A 22,352-nucleotide genomic window follows, 5' to 3' on the forward strand; every position below is an offset into this window, starting at 1 on the left:
CGGGAGTTCGGTCACAGCTCGCCCACCGCCCGTTCGACGGACGCGAGCGCCTCGGCGTAGCGGCGGCGCAGTACTCCCGCGTGCCACCGCAGGTCGTCCGCGACCTCGGCGGGGGCGCCGAATCCGTGTGCTCCGGTCATCCGCAGCGCGGTCCACGCGTGGGCCACGCCTTCCACCGCCCGTCCCGCCTCCGCGAGCCCCGGGCAGTTCCAGGCGGCCCCGCGGTCCCGGAGCAACTCGCCGTGCAGCGCCGCCTGCGCCTGCATCCCCCAGCCGAACGTGTAGAGGCTCTGCAGCGCACCGGTCTCTCCGGCCCGTGCCCGGGACACAAGGTCACGGGTGTAGCGGTCGAGTCCGGCCGAGCCGCCCCAGCCGACCGGTGTGTCCGGCTGCTCGAAGCCCGTCAGATTCGCCCGCAGCCAGCCGGCGAGCCGTTCGCGGGTCAGGTCCGGGTAGGGCGCGTCCACCGTCACCGAGAGGCACCGCTGCTGGATCCGGGATTCGCTGAAGAACGCGTCCTGCTCGTCCTGCGGATTGACCGATCCCCAGCTACGGAGGAAGTCCTCGACCGGAATGGGCCCTTGGAAGGCGGGCGGCATGGCGTCGGTCACATGGATCAGGCCCAGCTCGTCGTCCAGCCCGTGGACGACCAGCAGGTGCGCGGCGTGGACATCGCCGAACGCCGGCCGGAAGGGGAGGTGGAAGTTGTCCACGGCGGCGATGACGAGTCGCTGCTCGGACAGCGCCCGCCGCAGTTCGCGCAGGGGATCGCGCTGGTCCGCGGGGCGCCACCAGGACGAGTTGAGCGCGTGGTGGGGGGCCAGGGCGCGACCGAGGTCACCGTCGTACCGGCACGGGTAGTAGAACTCCTCCGGCCTGACGTCGTCGGGGATGTACAGGAATTCCCAGCCGGCTCCGAGGACGAACAGCGGGTTCTCGCCGTGCTGCGCGAGGACCGTCCCGAACGTCGACTGGAGACAGCTGATCGGATCCCGGTACCACAACGGGGGTGCCACGATGGCGGGTCGATGCGCGAGTTCACTGGGCATGGCTGTGCTCCGATGCGACGACCGCCGTCTGTTGCAGGGTGGCGGCGAAGATGTGGAGTGCGACATTGCGCGGCAGGCGAAAGCCCTTGAGATCCGCTCTGCGCGTCACCGGGACCCGCTGGGCCCACAGCAGGGCGCTCACGCCTTGCTGGACGTGATGCGGGTAGTGCATCACCGGGGTCTCGAACGCCTTCGTCTCACCGAACCGCGCGGGTGCCGCCCAGAAGTCGGAGACGCGTATCCATTCGGGGTCGACGGTGCCGTCCTCGAAGTGCATGGCCATCGTGTCCTCGGTGCGCCGCTCCGCCGCGGCGAGCAGATGCAGCCAGTCGAAGCGCCCGGTCTCCACCGGGACGAACTGGCCGGCGCAGCGCACATTGTCATTGCCTCGGCCGACCGGAGGGAACCGGAACGGGACGCCGTCGACCGTGACCGGTGCCCGGCCGGAGGGCAGGGATTCGGCGGGAAACGAGTTGCCCCAGACGTTGAATGATCCGCGCCCGGTGTCCGAGGCCGGGGATATACCGGTGTTGTTGAAACAGGGCGTCAGGTCGACGGGATCGTACGGTGACTCTTCGGTGGGCGGTCCGGGTATCGCAGTCAAATTCTCTCTCCTTTCACGTCCTTCACGGTAAGGAATTCCACTGCTACGATCCAATCGCGTCGGGGCACCGGGCGTCTTCCTCCCAGGTGATTACTTGACACCTCCAGGTTTCGCTACGGAATCCACCTCCGGACCAACGGACCGTTGACGACCGTGTACGTGTACCAGTTACATTCCGGGACGCCGGACGGAGGTTGAGCCGGTAGTTGGGAAAGAAGCCCAGTTCAGGCCGTGAGCACGGTAATTACCCTGGCTGCGGGAGCGGAGGGAATCCGGTACTCCGTCACGACGGAGCCGGGGGCTCGGATGGTAACGTCAATTTGCCCAGGAAACCGTGGAGGAAAAATGATCGAGACGAATGTCGCGACGAATTTAGAGGCGAGCGAGGCCGGCGGACGGCGTGTCATCGCACTCTGGAGTGCGCCACGATCGCGTTCCACCGCCTTCCTGCGAATGATGATGGAGCGCGACGACGTCGTCACACTCCATGAACCCTTCTCCCATCTCTCGGACTTCGGATCGACCGATGTGGGGGACCGCAGGATCGAGACGGAAAAGGACTTGATCGAGGCCATACGCGATTTTTCGCCGGGGTGGCGGGTCTTTTTCAAGGACACTACGGACTTCTATTACCCCGGCGTACTCGAGGACCAGCGCTTTCTGAAGGAGGTCCAGCACACGTTCATCATCCGGAAGCCGGCCGAGGTCATCGCCTCGCACTACGCACTCAATCCCGATGTCACGGCCGATGAGATCGGCTTCCGGCGGCTGTATGAATTGTTCGAGGCGGTCCGCGCCGCGACCGGAACCGTTCCGGTGGTGATCGACTCCGACGGACTGCTCGACCGGCCCGCGGAAACCGTCGAGGCGTACTGCGCACGAGTCGGGCTCACCTTCCTGCCCGGCACGCTGAACTGGTCGAACGGGACACGGGAGGAGTGGCTCAAGGCGGCCGAGTGGCACAAGGACGCCGGTGAGAGCGTGGGGTTCGAGCGCGCGGCGCGTCAGTACGAGTTCACCGTGGACAATCACCCGCCGCTTGCCGAGCTCCACCGCCAACAGGTGCCGTACTACGAGGAGTTGCTCCGCCACTGCCTGCCCGTCCGCACCACGGCGGTCGGGTCACCGACGGATTGACCGCCCCCGGCCATGCGCGACACTCGGCCGCCGAGGAGTTCGCCGGGTACGCGGGAGGCACGTCGGTGACCGCGAGCCCGGGACGAACAGGCGCAAGGTACGCGTAATCCACGCCCCGCTGGGAACCCGTGACGCGCGCGGACCCACCGACCTGTACCCGGTTCCCGTCCTGCCCCCGCGAGGATCCGCAAGCGGAAGGAACCGTCTTGTCTGCGAACCCACCGAGCCGGCCGAATCCGCCGGACTCGCCGCCCCTGTCGAACTCGCCGGACCTGTCGGCGGATTCGCCTGCCCGGACCCGCCTGAACCGGTCGCAGATGGGGGCCATCGCCGGACTGTTGGTCGTCACGGCGATCTGGGGGGCCACTTTCGTGGTCGTCAAGGACGCGACAGCACGGTTGCCCGTGTTCGATTTCCTGATGTGGAGGTTCGGGATCGCCGCGGTGCTGATGGCCGTCCTCCGGCCGCAGGCCCTTCGGCGAATGGATCGCGGAGTCGCGGGGCGGGGAGCGGCCATCGGTCTGCTGCTGGGCCTCGCGTACATCACTCAGACCATGGGGCTCCAGACCACGTCGGCCGCCGTCTCGGGCTTCCTGACCGGCCTGTTCGTCGTGTTCACCCCCCTCCTGACGTGCCTTCTTTTCCGGACCCGGCTGCGCCCGCTGGTCTGGGTGGCGGTGGTGATCGCCGCCTCGGGCCTGGCGCTCATGACCCTGAACGGCGTCGCCTTCGGCTCGGGCGCGCTGCTCACCCTGCTGTGCGCGGTCTGCTTCGCCCTGCACATCGTGGCGCTCGGTCGCTGGTCCCCGGGCCGGGATCCCTACGCGCTGACGGTGATCCAGATGGCCACCGTCTCCGCGATGTGCTTCGTGGGGGCCCTTTTCCAGGGCCCGGGACTGCGGTCCCCCGGAGGCAGGAGCGAGTGGACGGCGGTACTCATCACCGCGGTCCTGGCGTCGGCCTTCGCCTACATGGTGCAGACCTGGGCGCAGGCGCACGTGACTCCCACCCAGGCGGCCGTGGTGCTGACCATGGAACCCGTCTTCGCCGGTATCTCCGCGGTGGTCTTCGGCGGGGAGTCCCTGACCATGTCCACCATCGCCGGCGGCGGCCTCGTCGTGGCCGCGATGTATCTGATCGAGCTCTCGGGTACCTCGTCCGGGGAGGCGACACCGGAGGAGGCGTCCGTCGGCACCGCCACAACGGTGCCCGATGCCGAGGCACGCGGTCCCACGGCCGGCGTCCAGTGAACGTCACATGGCGGTCGGCAGCCGCATCAGCCCCGACGTGTGGGCGAACGAGACCATCTGCGCACGATCCCGCACATTGAGTTTGTGCCGCAGTCGAAATATGTGGGTCCGAACCGTGGTGGCGGCGATGAAAAGCTTGACGGACATTTCTTTGACGGACAGGCCCTCGCCCACCAGCAGCAGTATTTCCCGCTCGCGCTGGGTGAGGGCGGTGACCTGGGGATCGGGTTCCGGTTTCTGATCGAAATCGTCATCCTTGAGCCATTCGACGACCCGGTGAATCACATGCGGCGCGAGCATGAGCTCACCCCGCGCTGCGGCTCTGATCGAGGCGAGAAGTTGCTCCTGCCCGGCCTCCTTTTCAAGGAGGCCGTACACTCCTAACCGTAATAATTCCCTTATGGCCACATCGGTCGTATCGTTTGCGAATACGACCACCCCTGGGTTTACCTCTGTTCCATTCAGGGCCAATTCTCGGACGAAAGTGACACCGTCCATCCCTTTTAGACTCAGATCGGTTATCACGACATCGGGACAGAGTTGTCGAGCGGCTGCGAGACCTTCGACGGCGCATCCGGTCGCGGCAACACAGGCCATGTCTGCCGCCGAGACAAGAGCCGACCTGAGTCCGTCCCGCACGACGGGGACCGAGTCGCAGACCAGGACCTGAATCATCATCTTCGCTTCTTCCGCCGTCATTCGCTGCTGGGCCTCCGCGAACACGAGCGGAAGATTTAGTTCGCTGGCATAACCAGAAGGAGATTTTTCGGGTTGCGTGAGTTCCAGAAATGCGCGACAGATATTTCTGCGAGTGTGCATCAGTGGCTCGACTGCCCATATTTTCGTGCTACACGCTCTTCAAAGTTCCGGTCAAGAGGACCCGGTGGGTCAGGTGCGGGGTCGGCAGATGCCTCATCCGAAGGGTGGGTCGCCGAGCCCTCTGTTTCATGGCCTGTGCTGCGACACCACCTGCAGGAGCCGCATCGCCTGTCGCAGTCACAGCCCTCGACAGAGGCTGATCTTCACGGGGCGTGGTCATGTGAAGCATGGTGCGTACCTCGCAGCGCATTCCTCACTACGTAGCCGTCCTTTCCGTAGCCGTTCAGCGGCGAGCCAGTTGCCTCTCACCAGCTGCGCCGCGGTCGAAGGAGCCTGCTTCACCAGCGTTCTCACATGGCAGGCCTTGAGCCGGACGTCTCGTCTGTCGGTCGCGAGTCGCACCCCCGGTCCTCCGCGTAGAGCCGCCGCAGTGCGTGCCGCAGCGCACGCTGCACCCGCCCTGGGAGCGGCTCGCCCTCCCAGGTGGCGACCAGAGCCGATGCCACCTCCGGAAGCTCGGTGTCGCACTGCCGCGAGACATCCACCAGCAGGTTCCTGGCCGGCTCACGGCGGCACGGGACCAGGACCATCACCATGCCGCAAGCCTGGTCGACGACCGCACCGGCGGCCGGCGCGAGCCCCGGCTGATCGACCTCGGCACGCAGCGCCACGGCATCCTGTCCGGCCGGATTCCCTACCGAGGTCTCGGACTTCGGATCCCACCAGCCCCTTGGAACCGCGGTTGTGCGACGCATGGCATCTGCCTCTCCACGATTTCGGCGCGTCCGGCTCGGCCGAAGCCGACCCGGACCCCTTGGATGTCAGGCAACTTCATCGGTCATCCGCGTCGTCGCGGTCCCGACGGTCCTCGCACCTCGATCGCGCCCGGTGCCGACAGCTGTCGCGACGATCCCAGCGGACCTGGCGATCCCGACGGTCCCGGCAATGCCGGTGCTCCCCGGGATCGGAACCGTCGCCACGGATCCAGCCTCCCCCCGGGACCGCGGCCGTAGCGGGTGGCGCTGAAGGACCAGCACGGCCGCGGCCAGCCACCAGAGGGGGTTGAGGAACCCGAAACCGAACAGGATCAGGGCGACGATGAGAAGCAGGACGAACACGGCGGGCCTCCCCGGAGCGGCGCAAGGCAGCACTGCCGGGGGCTGGGGCCTGTTCGAACAGCGTAGCTCTGCCCGGAAGTTGCGGGTAGCGCCCGGGTGCCGGTCGGCCACCCGGGAACAGATGGCCACTTGACACCTGTCCCGGGAGTGCCGCGAGGACTACCGTGCTTGGTACGGCCCGAGCCCCCGGCAGCGTCGATCACCTCTCGCGCTCCCTCGTGGGCGCACCTCGCGCATCAGTGCCGGAACCGTCCCGCCCCCACGGGCCGCTCCCCCACCCGCCGTCGCCACCGGATCCCGGCACGGCATCGATGCGCCCCAGGCGGGCACCCTTTCGCGCCCGCCGCCTCGCACGCATACCACCGCAGGCGGCACACATGTACGCCCTGATCCTTCCGGCCTCGACCCCCTTCGTCCTGCTCGCCACCGTGATGGGCCTGTCCTGGTGGGAGGACCACATCCTGCCGACGCCGGCCGAGCCTGTCGGCATTCCCGCCGAGGCTCCGTTTGTCCCAGCGGCCCCCTCCCAGCTCACAGAGCTCCTCAGCGTCGACACTCCGTTGACACGGGAGGTCGCCAGGCGTTGACTGACAGCACGGCGTAGGGCTGTGCCACTCCGGATTGTCCGGCGGCATTCCACCTCCCCCGCTTCGCCCGGACCCCGCGGAATCAGGAACTTCCCGCGATCTGGAGGTCCGGCAATGATCCTGTGGATTCTTCTCTTTCTGCTGATCCTGGTGGTGTTCGGATTCGGCTTCACCATGCAGACCCTTTGGTGGGTCGCCGCCGTACTCCTGATCGTCTGGATCTTCGGCTTCGCGAGGCGCGGGCGCGGCGGTGGCGGGCGAAGCCGGGGCCGTGGCCGCCGGTACGGCCGCAGTCGCGGGTAGCCCAGACCAGGCCGTTCCCCCGCCCGCCGGACGAGCGGCCCCTATGGCGATCACGCGCGGGAGCCCATCCAGCGAACAAGCAGAGGACAGCCATGAGCGTCAAACAGACGATCAAGCACAAGACCCAGGCGTTCAAAGGCCGGGTCACCGAACGCATCGGCCGGACCACCCGCAACAGGCGACTGCAGCGGCACGGCAGGACCGACCAGATCTCCGGAAACCTGAAGCAGTCCGGCGACAAGGCCAAGGACGCCTTCAAGCACTGACCAGCACCGCCCCGGGCGGCGCCCGGATCACGTGGACGCCACCCGGCAGGCCAACGCGGAATCAGCTCAGGGGAATTGGCGGTGCCTGCACATGAAACCGAACACCCTACGAGCCGAGAGCCGGAGAAGGCCGCCATGCTCACCATCGTGATCATCGCCGTGATCGTCATCGCGGCGGCCGTCTTCTTCATCGTCGGACGCGGACGCATCCGGGCCGACGGCGGGCGCGGGCTCAAGCACCGCTTCGGACCCGAGTACGACCGTGCCGTCGCCGACCACGACGGCGACACCAAGGCCGCCGAGCAGGAACTCGGCGAACGCGTCAAGCGGCACGGCTCCCTCCAGGAGCAGCCGCTGTCGCCCGAGGCCCGCGCACAGTACGTAGCTCAATGGGCCGACATCCAGGAACAGTTCGTCGACTCGCCCCAGAAGGCCGTCACCGCGGCCGACGCACTCCTCGCAGATCTGGCGAGGGACCGCGGCTTCCCCGACGGCCAACAGTTCGACGACCAGCTCGCCGCCCTCTCCGTCCACCACGCCGCCCACGTCCACGGCTACCGCAACGTGCACACGGCGGCACACGGCCAGGGCGACACCGAGGAAATGCGGGAGGCCATGCTCGATGCCCGGAGCCTTTTCGAGACGCTGGTCGCCGAACAGGCAGGAGACGGCGACCGGCGCCTCCCGCCGTCTCCCGACGGCAACGGCCACTGGCCGTTGGCACTGAACCGACGCCCCACGAAGGGAAGCAGCACCTGATGTCGCACAGCGCCGAACACGCACGGCAACCCCAACCCGGGGCCCCGGATCCCGCGACGAGGCGCGCTCCGCAGACACTCCACACCCAATCCGGTCATGCCTCGCGCGAGCCCGGCACCAGCACCAGCACCAGCACCGACAGTCCCGGTCGTAAACCCGCCCCGGAGCTTGTCCCACCGGGCGACCGGGACAAGCTCCCCCTGCGTCTCCAGCAGGCCTTGAACACCTTCGTCGACGACCCTCGCCAGGCGGTAGAAGAAGCCGACGCCGTCTTCGACGAGGTCGTCACCCAGTTCACCGACAGCCTCGCAGAACGGCGCCGCGTCCTGCGCGCAGGCTGGCAGGACCAGGACACGGACCCGCAGACCGAGGAACTACGGCTCACGCTCCGGCAGTACCGGGAGATCACCGAACGACTGCTGCACATGCCGGCACCAACCGGCCACTAACACTGCCCTCCCCGCAGAAAACACAGCCGCCGCAGGAGAACGGTGCGCACACCGCACCGGCCGGACTGCGGCGGCTGTGTTCTGGAATCAGGGGCATCCGAGCGGTCACCCGCATCGCTGTCGTGGGTAAGGAGCCCGCTCAGGTCGGCCGGGAAGGACCGTGCCCCCTGTCGAGGGCGGAAGGCCATCGGAGCCGTCCAATCAGCGCTGTGTAAACATCGTGGTACCCCTCTCCGGGGCCAACCACGCAACGGGCCCGAGGAATATGCTGGGTACGGACGTCCCAGACCCCGGCGGGCCACTGCTGCTTGGCGCACGTGCCTGTGGAGAGCGGATCAATCGTCCCCTCGCCGCACGCATCCCCGAGGAAACCGGCTGGGTCCCACGCTCCCGCAATGTCGGCTGCCGGACCGGTCGTTCACCTGCCCGCACGACAGTTAAGACCGTACCGGGAGCCCGGCACGGTCTCGTGAACCGAGGCACCCCGCCCATGGGCATCCCACCCGTCCTGCACGTCCACCGGCACGACACCGACAACCGGACGCTGATCACCCTGACCGGCGAGATCGACCTCACCTCGGCGCCCCTGGTGCACGCGTCACTGGAGCGGTGCCTGCACGACGGCATCCGCGCCATCGACGTCGATGTCACCACCGTGACCTTCCGCGACTCCATGGGCCTCAACGCCTTCCTCTACGCCCTGCTGCACACGGTCGCGGCCGGCGGATCCCTGCAACTGCACCACCCCGGCCCGGCGTTGGAACGCCTCGTCGCCCTCACCGGCTCCGGCTTCCTCTTCCGCACCCTCCCGGATGCCCTCGCCGGCACCCGGCCACCCCCGCAGCTCTCCCCCTCGCATGCGGCCTCGTATCAGCTCCTTCCGGGCCTGCCCACTCTCCCGGGCCGTGTGCTGTGACGGCCCCGCCCAAGTCGGCCCGACCGGGCGGCCGTTCAGGCCACCGGCCGCTCGCCGCGCGCACGACGCCTTTGCACCTGCGCCGGCTCAACCGCTGGCAGACCGAGGGCCTGCGCGAGGACATGGCGGACCTGTACGCGGAGTCCTGCGCCACCACGCCCAGCTGGGAGCACCACGGCCGCAAGGACTTCCTGCGCCGCCTCACCCGCGACACCTGGCGACCGGGGTTCACCACCCTGACCGCGCAGGCACCCGCCCTGATCGGCTACGCATCCGGATTCCCCATAGCGCGCGACGGCTCCTGGTGGAGCGGATTCCGCGGACCACTCCCGGAAGACGTCGAGCAACTCACCGCGTCCGGACGGGTCTTCGCCATCAGCGAGATCGTAATCCGCCCCTCCGAGCGCAATCACGGCCTGGCCGACCGTCTCCAGGAACTGCTGCTCGCCGACCACCCGGCACATCTCGCCACCACCCTGGTGGACCGCACCCACCGCGCGGCCTGCGCCGGATTCCGGTCACGAGGATGGCACGACATCGGCCTGCTCTACCGGCAACCGGGCCCAACCGTGCTGCGGGCACTGGTCCTTCCCCTCAGCGAGCGGACGACGGAGAACCCAAGTGACCTCGCACACCGTGCACGAATCCAGTAACGGGGCGGCAAGAGTGCGCACATGGGACCAGCAGCTCCTGTCCCAGACGTTCGTCGAGCTGGCCGACCATCTGGTCGCCGACTTCGACCTGATGGACTTCCTGTGCCTGCTGACCGACCGCTGCGTCGGCATGCTCGGGGTGAGCGCGGCAGGGGTACTGATCGCCGACCGCAACGGCGAACTCCGAGTGATGGCCACCTCCAGCGAACAGGCACGCCTGCTCGAGCTCTTCCAGCTCCAGAACGACGAAGGCCCCTGCCTGGACAGCTTCCGCACCGGCACACTGATCTCCGTCCCCGACGTGACCACAGAGATCCACCGCTGGCCACACTTCACCGCACACGCCCGCCACAGTGGGTTCGCGGCGGTCCAGGCCATACCGATGCGCCTGCGCAACGAGACCGTCGGCGCCCTGAACCTCTTCCACACCGACGCCGGCCCCTTCGACCCGGCCGGCACCCTCATCGCTCAGGCCCTCGCCGACATCGCCACCATCAGCCTCCTGCAACAACGCACCACCCACCGCAACACGATCCTCGCCGAACAACTCCAGACCGCACTGAGCAACCGCATCCTGATCGAACGAGCCAAGGGCAAACTCGCCGAACGCCTCCACATCGACACGGAACAGGCCTTCTCCGCACTGCGCGCCTACGCCCGCGCCCACAACCGCCGCCTGTCCGATCTCGCTCGCACCTTCGTCGACGGCACCGAACCCCTCAACGGCCTCATCGTCCGACCACCCGCGACCGACCTCCCAACGCACCTCAGTCCGCCGGCACCAGCAGATCGTGGTGCGGGGGCCTCTCCGCCCGGCTATCACCGACTCGTGAACTGACGGCAACCACCGCAGAGTTCGGGAACTCCCGCTTCCACCCAGGGTTTCGCGCGGTGCGACATGGATCACCGCTGCGGTTCCGTGGGTGATCCTGGACAACACCCTCGGGAAACGTCATCGCAGGACGGCCTTTATCGCAGGGCTCGTCTTCACCCTGTGGTTCGCCTGGTTCCTTGTCACACGGCTCGGCATGCCGGACTCCTACCCCACCCCGTTGTGCCCGGCCAACGTTCCACCTTGGTGGCCGCGCTTCATCCCGGCATGACTCCGGCGAAACCTGTGGGCGACCTCGTCACCGGGAGAGCCGACTAGCCCACCCACAATCTCAAACGCCAGAGCGATCGCAAGCCCAATTGCGAGCACTTCCGTTGGCTGACCTGTGAGGATGGCTGCGGCTTCGAAAACGAGGACACCCGTCATCGGGCGGCCCGGGCCGCCCGATGTGTGACTCTGTCACTGACTGGTGCTCAGGCGTTGGTCTCGTCGTACGCCAGGTCGCCGCCCAGTTCGCGGGATGCCTGGGCCTGTGCCAGGAGTTCCCCGGCCTTGGCTTCGACGCCTTCGATGGCATCGGCGCCGGCGACGAAGCGCAGCGGGGGCTTGTCCTGGTCTGCGATGGTCAGGAGGGCGCGGGCGAGCTTGGCGGGGTCGCCGGTCTGCTGACCGTTCATGCTCTTCCAGGCCGCGACGGTGGCCCTGGTGCGCTCGGCGTAGTCGTCGATGGTCGGCTCGGGCCAGATGGTGGAGCCGTCGACGAGCAACTCGGTGCGGAAGAAGCCCGGCTCCACGACCGTGGTGTGGATGTTGTACGGCTCGACGTCGTAGCGCAGCGACTCCATCCAGCCCTCCACGCCGAACTTGGAGGCGGCGTACGCGACACAGAACTCCTGGCCGATCAGACCGGCGGAGGAGGAAAGCGTGATGATGTGGCCGGCGCGCTGCTTGCGCAGGACGGGCAGGACGGCGCGGGTGACGTTCATGGGGCCGAAGAGGTTGGTCTCGATCTGCTGGCGCATCTGGTCGGGTGTGATCTCTTCGAAGTAGCCGGCGAAGAAATTCCCGGCGTTGTTGATGAGGACGTCGATGCGGCCGAAGCGGTCGACAGCGGCCCGCGCGGCGGCCTCGGCGTCCTCCAGGCTGGTGACGTCCAGCTTGGTGACCAGAAGATCGTCCCGCGGCCCGCCCAGAGTCTTCTCGACTTCTCCAGGGCGGCGGCCGGTGGCGACGACCTGGTGGCCGGCGGCGAGGGCCTCGCGGGCGATGTCCGTGCCCAGACCGCGTCCGGCACCGGTGACGAAAATGACCTTGCTCATGAGGGATTCCTTTTCAGGTGCGGTGTCCCGGCACCCGGTGTGGTGGTGATGGGTGATGACCTGGCAGGTGGCCGGGCGACAGATGAGGCCAGGACCTCGACCGGTCAAGCCTGGTCGGTGGGCATGATCCACAGCTCCGCGACGGAGGCGTGGCGGGGGCGGGTGACCATGTAGGTGACGCCGTCGGCGATGTCCTCGGGGCGGAGGACCTCGGTCTGCTCGTAGAAGGTGCCGATCGCTTCTCGGACCTCCGCCTTGTGGTCGTTGTGCGAGCCCAGCTCGGTGTCCACGCCACCTGGTTCCAGAACACCGACGCGCACGTGCCGCTGCGTGACTTCTTGGCGCAGGGACTCGGTGAACCCGTTCACGCCGAACTTGGTGAGGTTGTAGACGCCGTATCCGTTCCATGCCACGCGGCCGGCGATCGAGCTGATGTTGACGATGTCGGCGACCCGGCGCGGGCTCTCGTCGGCTGCCTTGAGCAGGTGCGGGAGAGCGGCGCGGGTGGTGTAGAGCAGGCCCTGGACGTTGACGGCGATCATCCGCTCCCACTCCTCGGCGTCCGCACCGACGACCGGGCCCAGCAGCATCAGGCCGGCGTTGTTGACCAGGGTGTCCAGCCGTCCGAAGTGCTCGACGGACCGCTGTACGGCGGTTTCGGCCTGGGTGCGGTCGGTGATGTCCGCTTCCACCACCAGGGCCGTTCCGCCCGCCTTCTCGATCTCGGCGGCGAGGTCGTCCAGCCGTTCCTTGCGGCGGGCCACGAGCGACACACAGGCTCCGTGTTCGGCCAGCAGGCGGGCGGTGGCGGCGCCGATACCGCTGCTCGCGCCGGTGACGAGCGCGACGGTGCCGGTCAGCTTCGATGAGGTCGAGGGAGCCATGGGGGGGTGTCCTGTTCTCTGGGCGGGGTGCTTGGTGCGGTGGGCCCGTAATCCAGGCAACCACCCGCCGACCCCGCCCGGGACGCCGTAAAGGGCACCCTTCCACCGGGGGTCCGGCAGTACCCCTTTCCGGGCAGCCGACGGTCGGGGGCGGCCGTACGGTGGATTCATGGACCGCAGCGTCGAGATCCGGGAGTTCCTGCGTACCCGCCGGGCCCGGGTCACCCCCGAACAGGCAGGCCTCGCCCCACAGCCGGGCGCCCGCCGGGTCCCGGGGCTGCGGCGCGAGGAAGTCGCCCAGCTCGCCGGGGTCAGCGTCGACTACTACGTCCGCCTGGAACGGGGCCGTACCCAGGGCGTCTCCCACGCGGTCCTGGAGGCCGTGGCCCGCGCCCTGCAACTGGACGACACCGAACGCGCCCACCTTTTCGATCTGGCCCGGCCCACCGAGACCCAGGTCCGCCGCAGGCGACCGCTCAGTCCGCAACGGGTGCGCCCCGTCCTGTACCGGGCCCTGGACTCACTCGGCACGCCCGCGATCGTCCTGGGCCGACGTATGGACGTCCTGGCCGCCAACCGGCTCGGCCACGCCCTCTTCACCGACTTCCAGGCCCGGCCCCACCGCGAGCGCAACTTCGCCCGCTACGTCTTCCTCGACGAGGCCGCCCACGCCCTGTACGCCGACTACTGGGAGACGGCCGCCAGCGACTGCGTGGCCACGCTGCACCTGTACGCCGGACGCCATCCCGACGATCCCCAACTCACCGAGTTGATCGGAGAGTTGTCCGTGCAGAGCGACTTCTTCCGCCGTATGTGGGCCGACCATGACGTCCTCGCCCACACCAACGGCACCAAACGCCTCCACCACCCGCTGGTCGGCGACCTCACCCTCGACTACGTCGTCCTCTCCGTCGAGGGCGACCCCGACCAGAACCTCACCATCCTCACCCCTGAACCCGCTTCACCCTCCGCAGAGGCCCTCGACATCCTCGCCAGCTGGACCCACACGTCCGGCGAGCAGCTGACCGAAGGGATCACGCGGAAGGACTGAGCTCGGAGGCCGGTCATCCATCGCCAGGCCATCTCGTTGGTAGGGGTCAACACGCCTGGATTCCGCCACAAGACATGGGAGTTCCACGACCGGTTGCGTACGAGGATCCGCGAGAGGCCGGTGCGGGATGCGGAGCCGTCGGCCGGGGTGATCGACTCGCAGTCGGTCAAGGCGGACGCCGTCGTCGGCTCCGGCAGCCTCATCGTCCACTGCCTGGCCACGCTCGCGCCGGTGCTGACGATCGTCAAACGCGGCGACCATCAGAAGGGGTTCGTGGTGGTGCGCAAGCGGTGGATCGTCGAGCGGTTCTTCGCCCACCTGATGCGCACCGGCCACCCGGCCCGGCCACGCCCACAGCCGGCGTGAACCGGCCCGGCTGCTGCTCGGCCGGCCAGCCGCACGCGACCATGCGTTTCGCCTTCGACCGCAGTGCCTCCACCCGTGCCGGCCTCATGTCCATGCCGAACGCCACGGCCATCTCCTGGCAAGTCAGCGGCCCTTGAGGGAGACGGGCCCGGTTCGCGAGCACCTGCAGGATGCGCTGGTGGTCCACCTGCAGCACCGACCACGGCAGCCCCTCACGCCACATCGGGACCTGCGACTTCGTCTTCGCGGCCCTCCGGCACCTGCGGCGGCTTTCCGGACTGCTCCTCGGCGCCCGGCGCGGTCCCTTCGGTCCAGGCGGCGTCTCGCCCACGACGGCGAGCACCCAGCTCACGGTGCTCCAACAGCCCGGCCACCGACGGCATCCACGGCCTCCCGGGCAACGACAGCACGCCGGACCACAACTCCCACGGGATCGCCGACCCTTGCCCGACCAGCGGAAACGCAGTCCTCGAGCCCGGAAGGACAACAGCTTCTCAGAGTTGCTCCCGGACGCCAGGTTCGCCGGTGAGTCCGGGCCGAGTGGCGCTGAGCTTGCCGTCCAGGGCGGCCGCTGCTTCGCCGCGTCGCAGCAGGGGGAGGACGGCATGGGGCCAGGCGTTCTCGATCAGCAGGGCGAAGCCGAGGTAGGCGGCGGCCAGAGTGGCGGCCAGTGCGACGCAGCCCGCCGCGAGTTGGAGAGCGGATGAGCCTGTCAGGTTGTGGAGCCCGTCGAGGACGGCGCGCGCCGAGCACAGGGTGAGGACGGCGGCGAAGAGGGGTTTGGCGTGGGAGGCGACGACGGCCAGGCCCGCGACGACAACGCCGAAGGAGAGGGAGAACAGGCCGAGCACGGTAGGCGTGGATCCGGGGCGGCTGACGATGTCGAGGAGGCCGAATGCCAGCCAGCTCGTGGTGAACAGGCCCAGGATGGTCGCGCCCACGGTGTCGCGGCCGAGGAAGGCCATGATCGTGGCGATGAGCTGGAGCGGGAAGACGTAGCTGGCCAACAGCACGCCGACCAGCAGCTGTTCGTTCTTGACCCAGCCCAGGCTGTCGGCCGCCAGGACGATCATGCCGAGCGCGAAGGCCAGGTAGCCCAGGGGCAGGCTGGTGCCGATGGGCCGCAGGGTCACACGGGTCCGCGGAAGGACGGCGGGATCGTACGGGGGATGGTGCGCGGGGTCACTCGACGGCGTGCTCATGGTCTCCTCCGGGCGTGGGCTGTCGCGGGTGGGTCAGGGCCCTGCCGCCCGGCGTGCTCGGTGCACGGCGGCGGTGATGCCGATGTCGTCGAGGGCGACGTTGGTCATCGACGGGTTCTCCCGCGCGGCCAGGGCGGTGAGGACGTGGCCGGGCGAGACCTGGAGGGTCGCGGTGACACCGACTTCGGGCATGAGCCGTACGACGTCGTACCAGCGGACCGGTTGTCGGACCGCTTGCGCGAGGTCGTCGAGGATCTTGTCGGTGGCGTGCAGGAGCCGTCTGCCGGTGGTGTTGGCGAAGTAGGCGAGTCGCTGTTCTCCGGGGGTGACCCGGGCGAGCGCGTGGGCGACGGCGCGTGCGGTGTCGGCTTGCAGGGGGCAGTGGGAGGCGATGGTGACGTCCAGGAGGGTGAGCGCACTGGCGCCCGCGGCCGGCGCGTGGCGGCGGAGCGTGTCGAGTGCGCCGCGGGTGCCACTGACGACGATCTGGTCGGGGGCGTTGATGTTCGCGATCCAGAGTGGGTCGGCGCGGGTGGTCACGTCGTCCAGGAGTCGTTGCACGGCGGGAGCGGGCAGGCCGCGCAGGGCGGCCATGGTCCATGATCCTTCGGCGCAGGCGGCTTCCATGCCGATGCCCCGGACCTGGAGCGCGTGCAGGGCGTCGTCGAGGCCGAGGACGCCCGCCACGACCGCGGCCGCGAAGGCGCCCACGGAGTGACCCGCGACGGCGTCGACGGCCAGTCCGTGGTCGTCGGTCAGCGCGCGGGCGGTGACCACCGCGGCCACGTGCAGGGCCAGTTGGGCGTTGGTGGTCGACTCCAGGGCGTCCGCGGTGTCCAGGGGTGAGGGAACGCCTTCGAGCGTGGACAGGATGTCGCGCGCCTGCTCGTAGGTCCGGGCGGCAGCGGGCGTCCGGGGCAGGTGCTGGAGCATCCCGGCGTACTGAGAGCCCTGTCCGGGGAACAGGAGCGCGATGCTCATGGCCGCTCCGGGACGCTCTGCGGATCGCGGTGCGGGCGGCGATCGGCCGGGGGCACGGTGGGGGCGTGCTCCTGGCGATACGTGGTCAGGCGGGGTCCGTTGCGGGTCCGCAGGAGCAACTGGGCTGGGCCGGCGGCCAGTTCGGCAAGGGCGACGGCTCCGGCGGGCATCTCGATCTGACAGTCCACGCGGGCCGGCAGGTCCGAGAGGCGGTTGTGGAGGCCGGCTGCCCAGGCGGGTGTGGGCAGCGTCTCGGTACGGACGATGAGGTCGAGGTCGCTGGCCGCTGTGGTGACCGGCCGACCGGTGGCCCTCTCGAAGCCCACGCTGCCCACTGGGCCCCAGGGGAGGCCGAGTTCGTCCAGCAATGGGCCGATCTGACGCAGGGCGGCCAGCGCCGGTGTCCGGTCGGTGCCGTCCCCGGGTCTGAGCTCTTCGGGTCGGACGGTACGGGCGGCGGCTCGTAGCGGGATCCGGGCGGCGTGCCGTTCGTGCCGGGCCGTACCGCGCACGCCGACGGGCAGGTGGCCGGGCGGTGCTTCGGCGCGGCGGACGACCACCCAGGGGGTGGTGAGCAGCGACCGGGCGACCCAGTCCGGCTCGGTGCCGGTCAGGAGCACGGCCGGGTCCGTGAGCCGGATCAGGTCATGTGCACGGGTGCCGTCTTCGTCGGTCACTGCTCGTTCCACTGCCGGGCCAGTGTGTCGCGCACGGTCCTGGAGGCTTTTCTGACCTTCTTCGCCTGTACGGATTCCAGGCGGTTGGAGAGGTCGGTGGGGCCGGAACGGGCTCGGGTGACGGCGTCCGCGATGTCCCGTGCGACGGAGCGCACATCGCCCTCGGTCGGAGTGTCGGCGTCCTCGACACTGAGCAGGCCGTCGCAGAAGCCGAGCGTGGCCCAGTCGCGGACGTCGTAGGACAGCGGTGGGATCTTCTTGGCGAGTCGGTCGAGTTCGTCGACGGTGCGCAGGGTGATGTGCGCGGCGGCCTCCTTGTGCATGGCGTGGATCTCCACGCCGGGGTCGTCGAGGACGAGGATCTGGGAGGCCTGCAGTCCGTGGGTGAGGAATCCGCCGGACAGCGCCTGTCCGACGACGAGGGTGATGAGCGGGTGTCCGGCGACGCGGGCCGCCTCGGTGGCGTCGACGGCCGAGGCCATGGCCTGGTGCAGGCCGGCCATCTCCTCGATCCGGCCGTACGCCTGGCTCGGCAGGTCCACGACGGCGACGATCGCACGGCGCTCGGCACGGCCGTCGTCCTCGGCGGTGATCTCCCGCATCGTGCGGGCGAGCGCCGCGGATTCGGTGACGCCGACCTGCCCCTGCCGGGCCCGGTAGAAGTGGTTGTCGGGGTCGGGGACGACGGCCAGGTAGACGGCTTCGTCGGTGTCCGCGCGCAGTACCGAATCGATCACCGGGCGCGGGGTGGTGCCGGACAGGGCAGTGATCCAGGTACGTCCCCGCCGACTGGGTGTCATGGAGGAGTGAGTGGTCCCGGCCTGGGGCTGTACGTCGCTGCCGCGGTGCGTGGTCGCGGGCCCGGTGGGCGGCATGTCGTAGGTGTCGCCCCACATCTCGCGCAGTCGGGCGGGCTCGGGCGGGTTCGCGGGGTCGATCGTGGCCAGGCGGGCGTCCAGGACGTCGAGTCGCTCACTGCGATGTGCGCCCGGCCGGGTGGTTCCGGCCGCGACGGCCTGGCGTACGGCGTCGCGCAACGCGTCGGCGTCGTCGACGACCAGGGTGTCGGCCAGGCCGGTGCGGCGGCGCTGTTCGCCGCCGTCGACCGCCCAGATCAGGGCGTGGTCGGAGGAGTCGAACTCCTCGACGCCGGCTTCCTGCTCGATGACGGCCGCGCCGTTGAGCCCGATCCTGGCCTCCGGGGTGACGACGACGTGCGTGCAGAGTCCGGTGGCGATGCTGATACCGCCGAAGGAACCGACCGACCCCGCCACGACGCCGACGACCGGTGCCAGCGGGCGCAGCTCCAGCAGCGCGGAGCAGATCTCCGCCACCGCGTTGAGCCCGAGGTTGGCCTCCTGGAGGCGCACCCCTCCGGTCTCCAACAGCAGTACGGCCGGGACCGGCGTACCGCTACGGCTGTCCGCCGCCGCCAGTCGCAGCGCCTGGGAGATCTTGGCGCCGGAGACCTCGCCGGTGCCGCCGCCCTGGAACGCCTGCTCGATGGAGAGGACCACGACGCCGGTGCCGTCGATCGTGCCGCGGGCGACGATCACGCCGTCGTCGGACTGCGGTGTCACGTTCTGCGGCTCCAGCCAGGGCGATTCCAGGCGCTCGAAGGGCCCGCACAGCACACGGATCGAGCCCTCGTCCAGCAGGGCTTCCGCCCGGCCGAGGGCATCGAGTTCGAGGAAGCTGTGGCGGTGCAGTACGCGCTGCCAGTCGATGGACTGGCCGTCGATGCTCGCGCCGAGCGCGCGGGCGACCTCGTTCCGCTCACCGCTGTCGTGGCTGGTGGTACTGGTCATGACGTGTCCTCGCCCTCTGCCGTGCTGGATGAGGCGGCGCCGGACGCCTCGGCGGCCTGTTGCAGGCGCAGGGTGACGAGCGCCGGAGTGGCGGCGGAGTCGTTGAGTTCCCAGGCCCCCCGTACGGGAGTACGGGCGAAGAAGCGCTCCAAGGTCGTCTGCCAGACCTCGTCGAACCCCTCGACGCTGGTGCGGACGGTCACCTGTGCCCGGTCTGTCGAGCCGTTCTGATCGTCGCCGGGTTCCAACAGGATCTCGAGGTCTCCGGATCCGACCACGCCGACGTGGGCGCGGCGGGCCGGAGGCGTTGTGGCGGGGAAGGTGTAGTGCAGGGTGCGCATCTCATCTGCTCCTGTCCGCGGTGAGAGGGAGGGCTGAATCGAGGAAGAGGGCAGCGGCCAGCACATCGGCGCTGCCACCGGGTGACAGACCCCGGAGACGGCAGACCGCGTCGAGTTCCCCGAGCAGCGCCCCGCCGTGAGGGGTGCCCGAGCCCCCCGCCCGCAGCACCGCCAGGGCACCTCCGCGCACGGTCCGCAGTCCCTCGGGGCCGGCCCGGTGGAGCAGGCAGGTGTCCTCAAGGGCTGCCATCGAGGCCAGCAGGGCGTCCGTGCGGGCGGTGTGCTCGCCGTGACCGGCCGCGCGGGCGGCCAGCAGCGCGGGCAACGCCACCCGGGTGATGTGGGGAAACCCCCGGCGGGCTTCCCCCATGGCCCCCGGTGCGCCGTAGCGCAGCCGAACGCGTCCGCCGTTCGAGGCGTCACGGGAGGGCACGGCGGGATCGTCGAGGTCCGCCAGGCGCGCGGCGAAGCCGGACGCGGCCGACAGTGTGCCGGTGGCGGCCAGCCCGGCCGCGAGCAGTCCCAGCGCCCACAGCGCTCCACGGTGGGTGTTCACTCCGCCGGTGGCGTCGAGCATGCGCTGCTCGCCCGCCCGTCCCAGGGCACCGATCTCGGCTCGCAGCGCGGGGCCGAGCGGCAGAACCTGTGCCACGCGGGCGCACGCGGCGATCGGCGCGGCGAGTGCGTCGGCGGAGGCCAGCAGCACCGGCAGATCCATGTCGTGATGGGATCCGCCGCCCCGCCGGTCGACGAGGCCGGGCTTGGGGGTGAGCAGCGCCTCCTCGCGCAGGGCCTGCCCGGCGAGGTCTCCGAGTGTCTCGGCCACGGTGTCCGCGGGCGTCCGGGAAGGGGCCAGGACACCTGGGCGAACGGTCTCGGTGGTGGTCATGGCTTCCACCACTCGCCTCACCAGTTCCGGAACTGGGCCGGCGGCTTGTACAGGCCCCCGGACCAGGCGACCAGGTCGCCGATGCTGCGCGCCGCGAGCAGCGAACGGGTGGCCAGCGAGGTGTCGACCTTCAGATCGGCGGGGAGCGCCACCAGGCCGTCGCGGCGCAGCCGCTCAAGGGTCGAAGCGTCGGTGCTACGGCCCAGGTCGGTGACGCCGGCGATCGCGGCGAGGGCGTCCTTGCGGTCCTCCAGGCTGGTCGCCTTGTACAGGTAGGCCACTCCCTCTTCGGTGACGACATGGCTCACGTCGTCGCCGTAGATCATGACGGGAGTGATCGGCATGCCGGCGTCCTTGCCGACCTTGATCGCGTCCAGGGACTCGACGAAGGTGGGGGTGCCGCTGGACTGGAAGGTCTCGGCCATCTGTACGACGAGTTTCCGGCCGCGCAGCCCGGCGCCCTCGCCGTGGTGCAGGTCCAGCCACGCGGGTGTGGAGTGGCGGCGCCCGTGCGGGTCGTGTCCCATGTTGGGCGCCCCGCCGAAACCGGACAGGCGGCCCTCGGTGACGGTGGAGGAGTTCCCCTCGTAGTCCATCTGCAGGGTGGAGCCGATGAACATGTCGATCGCGTACTGGCCCGCGAGCTGGCACAGCACCCGGTTGGACCGCAGCGAACCGTCCGCGCCCGTGAAGAAGACGTCCGGCCGGGCCGCGACATAGTCGTTCATCCCGGACTCGCCGCCGAAGCTGTGGATCGTCTCGACCCAGCCCGACTCGATGGCCGGGATCAGCGTCGGGTGCGGATTCAGGGTCCAGTTGCGGCAGATCTTGCCCTTCAGCCCGAGCTGCTCGCCGTAGGTGGGCAGAATCAGCTCGATGGCGGCCGTGCTGAATCCGACGCCGTGGTTGAGCGAGACGACCTGGTGGCGCTCGTAGACCCCGCGCAGCGCGATCATCGCCTGAAGGATCTGCAGCGGCCCGATGCCCTTCGGGTCGCGGGTGAACAACGGCTCCAGGAAGAACGGCCGGTCGGCCTGTACCACCAGGTCCACCCAGTCGCCGGGAATGTCCACGCGCGGCAGCTCCCCCGCGGCGACGATCTCGTCGGCCTGCACGATGACGACGCCGTCGTGGAACGCCGCCGCCTCCGCGATGATCGGGGTGTCCTCCGTGTTCGGCCCGGTGTACAGATTTCCGTGCTCGTCGGCGGCCGACGCGCACAGCAACGCCACGTCCGGACGCAGGTCGATCACCATGCGCGCGTACAGCTCGACGTAGGTGTGGATCGCGCCGATCGACACGGTGCCGTCCGCGACCAGTTGCGCGACCCGCACGCTCTGCGGGCCCGCGTAGGCCAGGTCCAGCTTGGAAGCGATGCCCTGCTCGAAGAGGTCCAGGTGCTCGCTGCGCGAGACCGAACCGATCAGCATGTGCAGGTCGTGCAGCTTCTTCGGGTCGCAGCCGGCCAAGGTGCGGGAGAGGAAGTCGGCCTGCTTCTGGTTGTCGCCCTCCAGAGCGACCTTGTCGCCCGGTCGGATCACCGCTTCCAGCAGCGCCCCGAGTGCGTCCGGCCTGATCAACTTGCCGTCGGTGTGCCCGCTCGCGCCTGCCAGGCGTTCCCGCTTGGCAGCTCTTCGCGTGGCCCAGTTCCGGCCGTTGTGCGTCGGTGTGGCAGTCGTCATCGATACTCCCGTCCCGCGAACCGAGGCACGGTGTGCCCTGCCGGTGACTGCCCTGTCGGCCACATCTCAACCAGCCTGATCAGAAAGACATTTCGCAGCGCACCACACCGGATCAAATGTTTTATATCGGGACATTATGACAGTACGTGCATAGCCTCTTGGCGTCCATCGCAGCCCAGCGGCGGGCTTCTGTCGGCGGGCGGTATCGCCGGGCATCGTCGGCAGCACCGGCCGGGAGCGGTCCAGGGCCTGACTCCACGATTCCTCATCCCGTACACCCCCTCCAGCGGATCGAGGTGCGGACTGCTCGCATTCGTGCGGGTGTCATCACAGGGTCAGGGGGAGCCCCGTTTTCATGCCCTGCAAACGACTAGAGCCGGCACGCGCCTACCGGCCGGCCGATCACCCAG

25 protein-coding genes and 1 pseudogene are annotated in these 22,352 nt (G+C 69.2%); 12 read left to right on the top strand and 14 right to left on the bottom strand.

Annotated elements, in window-relative coordinates:
- Positions 1-11 precede the first annotated feature (11 nt).
- Together OO70_RS09075 and OO70_RS09080 are read right to left on the bottom strand one after the other, a co-directional pair.
- Positions 12-1,049 carry a BtrH N-terminal domain-containing protein gene (locus OO70_RS09075; protein WP_043666574.1) on the bottom strand — a complete coding sequence of 346 codons (1,038 nt, stop codon included), beginning with the start codon at positions 1,047-1,049 and terminating at the stop codon, positions 12-14.
- On the bottom strand, positions 1,039-1,653 hold the full coding sequence (locus tag OO70_RS09080; RefSeq protein WP_234336790.1) for a hypothetical protein: 615 nt from the start codon (positions 1,651-1,653) through the stop codon (positions 1,039-1,041). The genes OO70_RS09075 and OO70_RS09080 overlap by 11 nt, the downstream gene beginning before the upstream one ends.
- Positions 1,654-1,998: 345 nt before the next feature.
- Between OO70_RS09080 and OO70_RS09085 the strand changes: the two genes are divergently transcribed.
- Together OO70_RS09085 and OO70_RS09090 are read left to right on the top strand one after the other, a co-directional pair.
- Positions 1,999-2,790 (top strand): sulfotransferase-like domain-containing protein, encoded by a 792-nt coding sequence (locus OO70_RS09085; protein ID WP_051740936.1) that lies wholly within the window; start codon positions 1,999-2,001, stop codon positions 2,788-2,790.
- Between the two features lie 206 nt (positions 2,791-2,996).
- Entirely contained in the window at positions 2,997-4,040 is a 1,044-nt protein-coding gene (locus tag OO70_RS09090) for a DMT family transporter (RefSeq protein ID WP_234336791.1), read from the top strand.
- Between the two features lie 3 nt (positions 4,041-4,043).
- On the opposite strand, the gene OO70_RS51770 is transcribed toward OO70_RS09090, so the two are convergent.
- The 3 genes from OO70_RS51770 to OO70_RS09105 all read right to left on the bottom strand — a co-directional run bounded on the left by OO70_RS51770 (position 4,044) and on the right by OO70_RS09105 (position 5,977).
- Positions 4,044-4,859 (bottom strand): LuxR C-terminal-related transcriptional regulator, encoded by an 816-nt coding sequence (locus tag OO70_RS51770; RefSeq protein WP_078651309.1) that lies wholly within the window; start codon positions 4,857-4,859, stop codon positions 4,044-4,046.
- Between the two features lie 350 nt (positions 4,860-5,209).
- Positions 5,210-5,614: a hypothetical protein gene (locus OO70_RS09100; protein WP_051740942.1), complete on the bottom strand. Its 405-nt coding sequence runs from the start codon at positions 5,612-5,614 to the stop codon at positions 5,210-5,212.
- A 66-nt stretch (positions 5,615-5,680) separates the two neighbouring features.
- Complete coding sequence (locus OO70_RS09105; RefSeq protein WP_234336792.1) at positions 5,681-5,977, bottom strand: hypothetical protein; 297 nt, start codon at positions 5,975-5,977, stop codon at positions 5,681-5,683.
- 377 nt (positions 5,978-6,354) lie between these two features.
- On the opposite strand from OO70_RS09105, the gene OO70_RS09110 reads away from it, so the two are divergent.
- The 8 genes from OO70_RS09110 to OO70_RS09140 all read left to right on the top strand — a co-directional run bounded on the left by OO70_RS09110 (position 6,355) and on the right by OO70_RS09140 (position 10,748).
- Positions 6,355-6,564 (top strand): hypothetical protein, encoded by a 210-nt coding sequence (locus OO70_RS09110; protein WP_043666577.1) that lies wholly within the window; start codon positions 6,355-6,357, stop codon positions 6,562-6,564.
- Between the two features lie 114 nt (positions 6,565-6,678).
- A complete protein-coding gene (locus OO70_RS09115; protein ID WP_043666579.1) occupies positions 6,679-6,867 on the top strand; it encodes a hypothetical protein in 189 nt (62 codons plus the stop codon).
- A 92-nt stretch (positions 6,868-6,959) separates the two neighbouring features.
- Positions 6,960-7,133: a CsbD family protein gene (locus tag OO70_RS52195; protein ID WP_078651311.1), complete on the top strand. Its 174-nt coding sequence runs from the start codon at positions 6,960-6,962 to the stop codon at positions 7,131-7,133.
- Between the two features lie 135 nt (positions 7,134-7,268).
- Positions 7,269-7,892: a hypothetical protein gene (locus OO70_RS09120; RefSeq protein WP_063749692.1), complete on the top strand. Its 624-nt coding sequence runs from the start codon at positions 7,269-7,271 to the stop codon at positions 7,890-7,892.
- Positions 7,892-8,341 (top strand): hypothetical protein, encoded by a 450-nt coding sequence (locus OO70_RS09125; RefSeq protein ID WP_199827277.1) that lies wholly within the window; start codon positions 7,892-7,894, stop codon positions 8,339-8,341. The genes OO70_RS09120 and OO70_RS09125 overlap by 1 nt, the downstream gene beginning before the upstream one ends.
- 490 nt (positions 8,342-8,831) lie before the next feature.
- Positions 8,832-9,257, top strand: coding sequence for an STAS domain-containing protein (locus tag OO70_RS09130; protein WP_063749693.1), 426 nt, complete (start codon positions 8,832-8,834; stop codon positions 9,255-9,257).
- Positions 9,254-9,910, top strand: a complete 657-nt coding sequence (locus tag OO70_RS55880; RefSeq protein ID WP_234336793.1) for a hypothetical protein — start codon at positions 9,254-9,256, stop codon at positions 9,908-9,910. Before OO70_RS09130 ends, OO70_RS55880 begins: the two co-directional genes overlap by 4 nt.
- On the top strand, positions 9,879-10,748 hold the full coding sequence (locus tag OO70_RS09140; RefSeq protein WP_234336794.1) for a GAF and ANTAR domain-containing protein: 870 nt from the start codon (positions 9,879-9,881) through the stop codon (positions 10,746-10,748). Before OO70_RS55880 ends, OO70_RS09140 begins: the two co-directional genes overlap by 32 nt.
- A 467-nt stretch (positions 10,749-11,215) precedes the next feature.
- Here OO70_RS09140 and OO70_RS09145 read toward each other — a convergent pair whose 3' ends face one another.
- On the bottom strand, positions 11,216-12,061 hold the full coding sequence (locus OO70_RS09145; RefSeq protein WP_043666582.1) for an SDR family oxidoreductase: 846 nt from the start codon (positions 12,059-12,061) through the stop codon (positions 11,216-11,218).
- Between the two features lie 104 nt (positions 12,062-12,165).
- Positions 12,166-12,945 carry an SDR family NAD(P)-dependent oxidoreductase gene (locus tag OO70_RS09150; protein WP_043666584.1) on the bottom strand — a complete coding sequence of 260 codons (780 nt, stop codon included), beginning with the start codon at positions 12,943-12,945 and terminating at the stop codon, positions 12,166-12,168.
- Between the two features lie 169 nt (positions 12,946-13,114).
- Between OO70_RS09150 and OO70_RS09155 the strand changes: the two genes are divergently transcribed.
- Both OO70_RS09155 and OO70_RS53665 read left to right on the top strand, forming a co-directional pair.
- Positions 13,115-13,996 (top strand): helix-turn-helix transcriptional regulator, encoded by an 882-nt coding sequence (locus OO70_RS09155; protein ID WP_043666586.1) that lies wholly within the window; start codon positions 13,115-13,117, stop codon positions 13,994-13,996.
- Positions 13,997-14,230: 234 nt separating this feature from the next.
- Positions 14,231-14,323 (top strand): annotated as a pseudogene (locus OO70_RS53665) (IS5/IS1182 family transposase); the annotation flags it as partial.
- 533 nt (positions 14,324-14,856) lie between these two features.
- On the opposite strand, the gene OO70_RS09170 reads toward OO70_RS53665, so the two are convergent.
- From OO70_RS09170 to mdcA, 7 genes are read right to left on the bottom strand one after another with little or no spacing between them, the layout of a single operon-like run.
- On the bottom strand, positions 14,857-15,564 hold the full coding sequence (locus tag OO70_RS09170; RefSeq protein ID WP_051740946.1) for a GPR1/FUN34/YaaH family transporter: 708 nt from the start codon (positions 15,562-15,564) through the stop codon (positions 14,857-14,859).
- Positions 15,565-15,597: 33 nt separating this feature from the next.
- Complete coding sequence (locus OO70_RS09175) at positions 15,598-16,545, bottom strand: ACP S-malonyltransferase (protein WP_043666592.1); 948 nt, start codon at positions 16,543-16,545, stop codon at positions 15,598-15,600.
- The gene (locus OO70_RS09180; RefSeq protein ID WP_051740948.1) at positions 16,542-17,222 is read right to left on the bottom strand and encodes a malonate decarboxylase holo-ACP synthase; all 681 of its coding nucleotides are present in this window, start codon (positions 17,220-17,222) and stop codon (positions 16,542-16,544) included. Before OO70_RS09180 ends, OO70_RS09175 begins: the two co-directional genes overlap by 4 nt.
- A complete protein-coding gene (gene mdcD / locus OO70_RS09185; RefSeq protein ID WP_078651313.1) occupies positions 17,219-19,030 on the bottom strand; it encodes a biotin-independent malonate decarboxylase subunit beta in 1,812 nt (603 codons plus the stop codon). Before mdcD ends, OO70_RS09180 begins: the two co-directional genes overlap by 4 nt.
- A complete protein-coding gene (mdcC, locus tag OO70_RS09190) occupies positions 19,027-19,371 on the bottom strand; it encodes a malonate decarboxylase acyl carrier protein (RefSeq protein ID WP_043666595.1) in 345 nt (114 codons plus the stop codon). Before mdcC ends, mdcD begins: the two co-directional genes overlap by 4 nt.
- 1 nt (position 19,372) lies before the next feature.
- Positions 19,373-20,260, bottom strand: a complete 888-nt coding sequence (locus OO70_RS09195; RefSeq protein ID WP_043666598.1) for a triphosphoribosyl-dephospho-CoA synthase — start codon at positions 20,258-20,260, stop codon at positions 19,373-19,375.
- 17 nt (positions 20,261-20,277) lie between these two features.
- On the bottom strand, positions 20,278-21,942 hold the full coding sequence (gene mdcA / locus OO70_RS09200; protein ID WP_043666603.1) for a malonate decarboxylase subunit alpha: 1,665 nt from the start codon (positions 21,940-21,942) through the stop codon (positions 20,278-20,280).
- Positions 21,943-22,352: the final 410 nt, after the last annotated feature.

Source organism: Streptomyces xylophagus (genome assembly GCF_000716435.1).
In the GTDB taxonomy this organism is placed as follows: Bacteria; Actinomycetota; Actinomycetes; order Streptomycetales; family Streptomycetaceae; genus Streptomyces; species Streptomyces xylophagus.

Coding starts and splice junctions, on each gene's coding strand:
- mdcD (WP_078651313.1), bottom strand. CDS start 19,030: ATGACCAGTACCACCAGCCACGACAGCGGTGAGCGGAACGAGGTCGCC.
- OO70_RS09145 (WP_043666582.1), bottom strand. CDS start 12,061: ATGAGCAAGGTCATTTTCGTCACCGGTGCCGGACGCGGTCTGGGCACG.
- OO70_RS09195 (WP_043666598.1), bottom strand. CDS start 20,260: ATGACCACCACCGAGACCGTTCGCCCAGGTGTCCTGGCCCCTTCCCGG.
- OO70_RS09170 (WP_051740946.1), bottom strand. CDS start 15,564: ATGAGCACGCCGTCGAGTGACCCCGCGCACCATCCCCCGTACGATCCC.
- OO70_RS09175 (WP_043666592.1), bottom strand. CDS start 16,545: ATGAGCATCGCGCTCCTGTTCCCCGGACAGGGCTCTCAGTACGCCGGG.
- OO70_RS09075 (WP_043666574.1), bottom strand. CDS start 1,049: ATGCCCAGTGAACTCGCGCATCGACCCGCCATCGTGGCACCCCCGTTG.
- OO70_RS09110 (WP_043666577.1), top strand. CDS start 6,355: ATGTACGCCCTGATCCTTCCGGCCTCGACCCCCTTCGTCCTGCTCGCC.
- OO70_RS09100 (WP_051740942.1), bottom strand. CDS start 5,614: ATGCGTCGCACAACCGCGGTTCCAAGGGGCTGGTGGGATCCGAAGTCC.
- OO70_RS09130 (WP_063749693.1), top strand. CDS start 8,832: ATGGGCATCCCACCCGTCCTGCACGTCCACCGGCACGACACCGACAAC.
- mdcC (WP_043666595.1), bottom strand. CDS start 19,371: ATGCGCACCCTGCACTACACCTTCCCCGCCACAACGCCTCCGGCCCGC.
- OO70_RS52195 (WP_078651311.1), top strand. CDS start 6,960: ATGAGCGTCAAACAGACGATCAAGCACAAGACCCAGGCGTTCAAAGGC.
- OO70_RS09150 (WP_043666584.1), bottom strand. CDS start 12,945: ATGGCTCCCTCGACCTCATCGAAGCTGACCGGCACCGTCGCGCTCGTC.
- OO70_RS09125 (WP_199827277.1), top strand. CDS start 7,892: ATGTCGCACAGCGCCGAACACGCACGGCAACCCCAACCCGGGGCCCCG.
- OO70_RS09115 (WP_043666579.1), top strand. CDS start 6,679: ATGATCCTGTGGATTCTTCTCTTTCTGCTGATCCTGGTGGTGTTCGGA.
- mdcA (WP_043666603.1), bottom strand. CDS start 21,942: ATGACGACTGCCACACCGACGCACAACGGCCGGAACTGGGCCACGCGA.
- OO70_RS51770 (WP_078651309.1), bottom strand. CDS start 4,859: ATGCACACTCGCAGAAATATCTGTCGCGCATTTCTGGAACTCACGCAA.
- OO70_RS09120 (WP_063749692.1), top strand. CDS start 7,269: ATGCTCACCATCGTGATCATCGCCGTGATCGTCATCGCGGCGGCCGTC.
- OO70_RS09155 (WP_043666586.1), top strand. CDS start 13,115: ATGGACCGCAGCGTCGAGATCCGGGAGTTCCTGCGTACCCGCCGGGCC.
- OO70_RS09085 (WP_051740936.1), top strand. CDS start 1,999: ATGATCGAGACGAATGTCGCGACGAATTTAGAGGCGAGCGAGGCCGGC.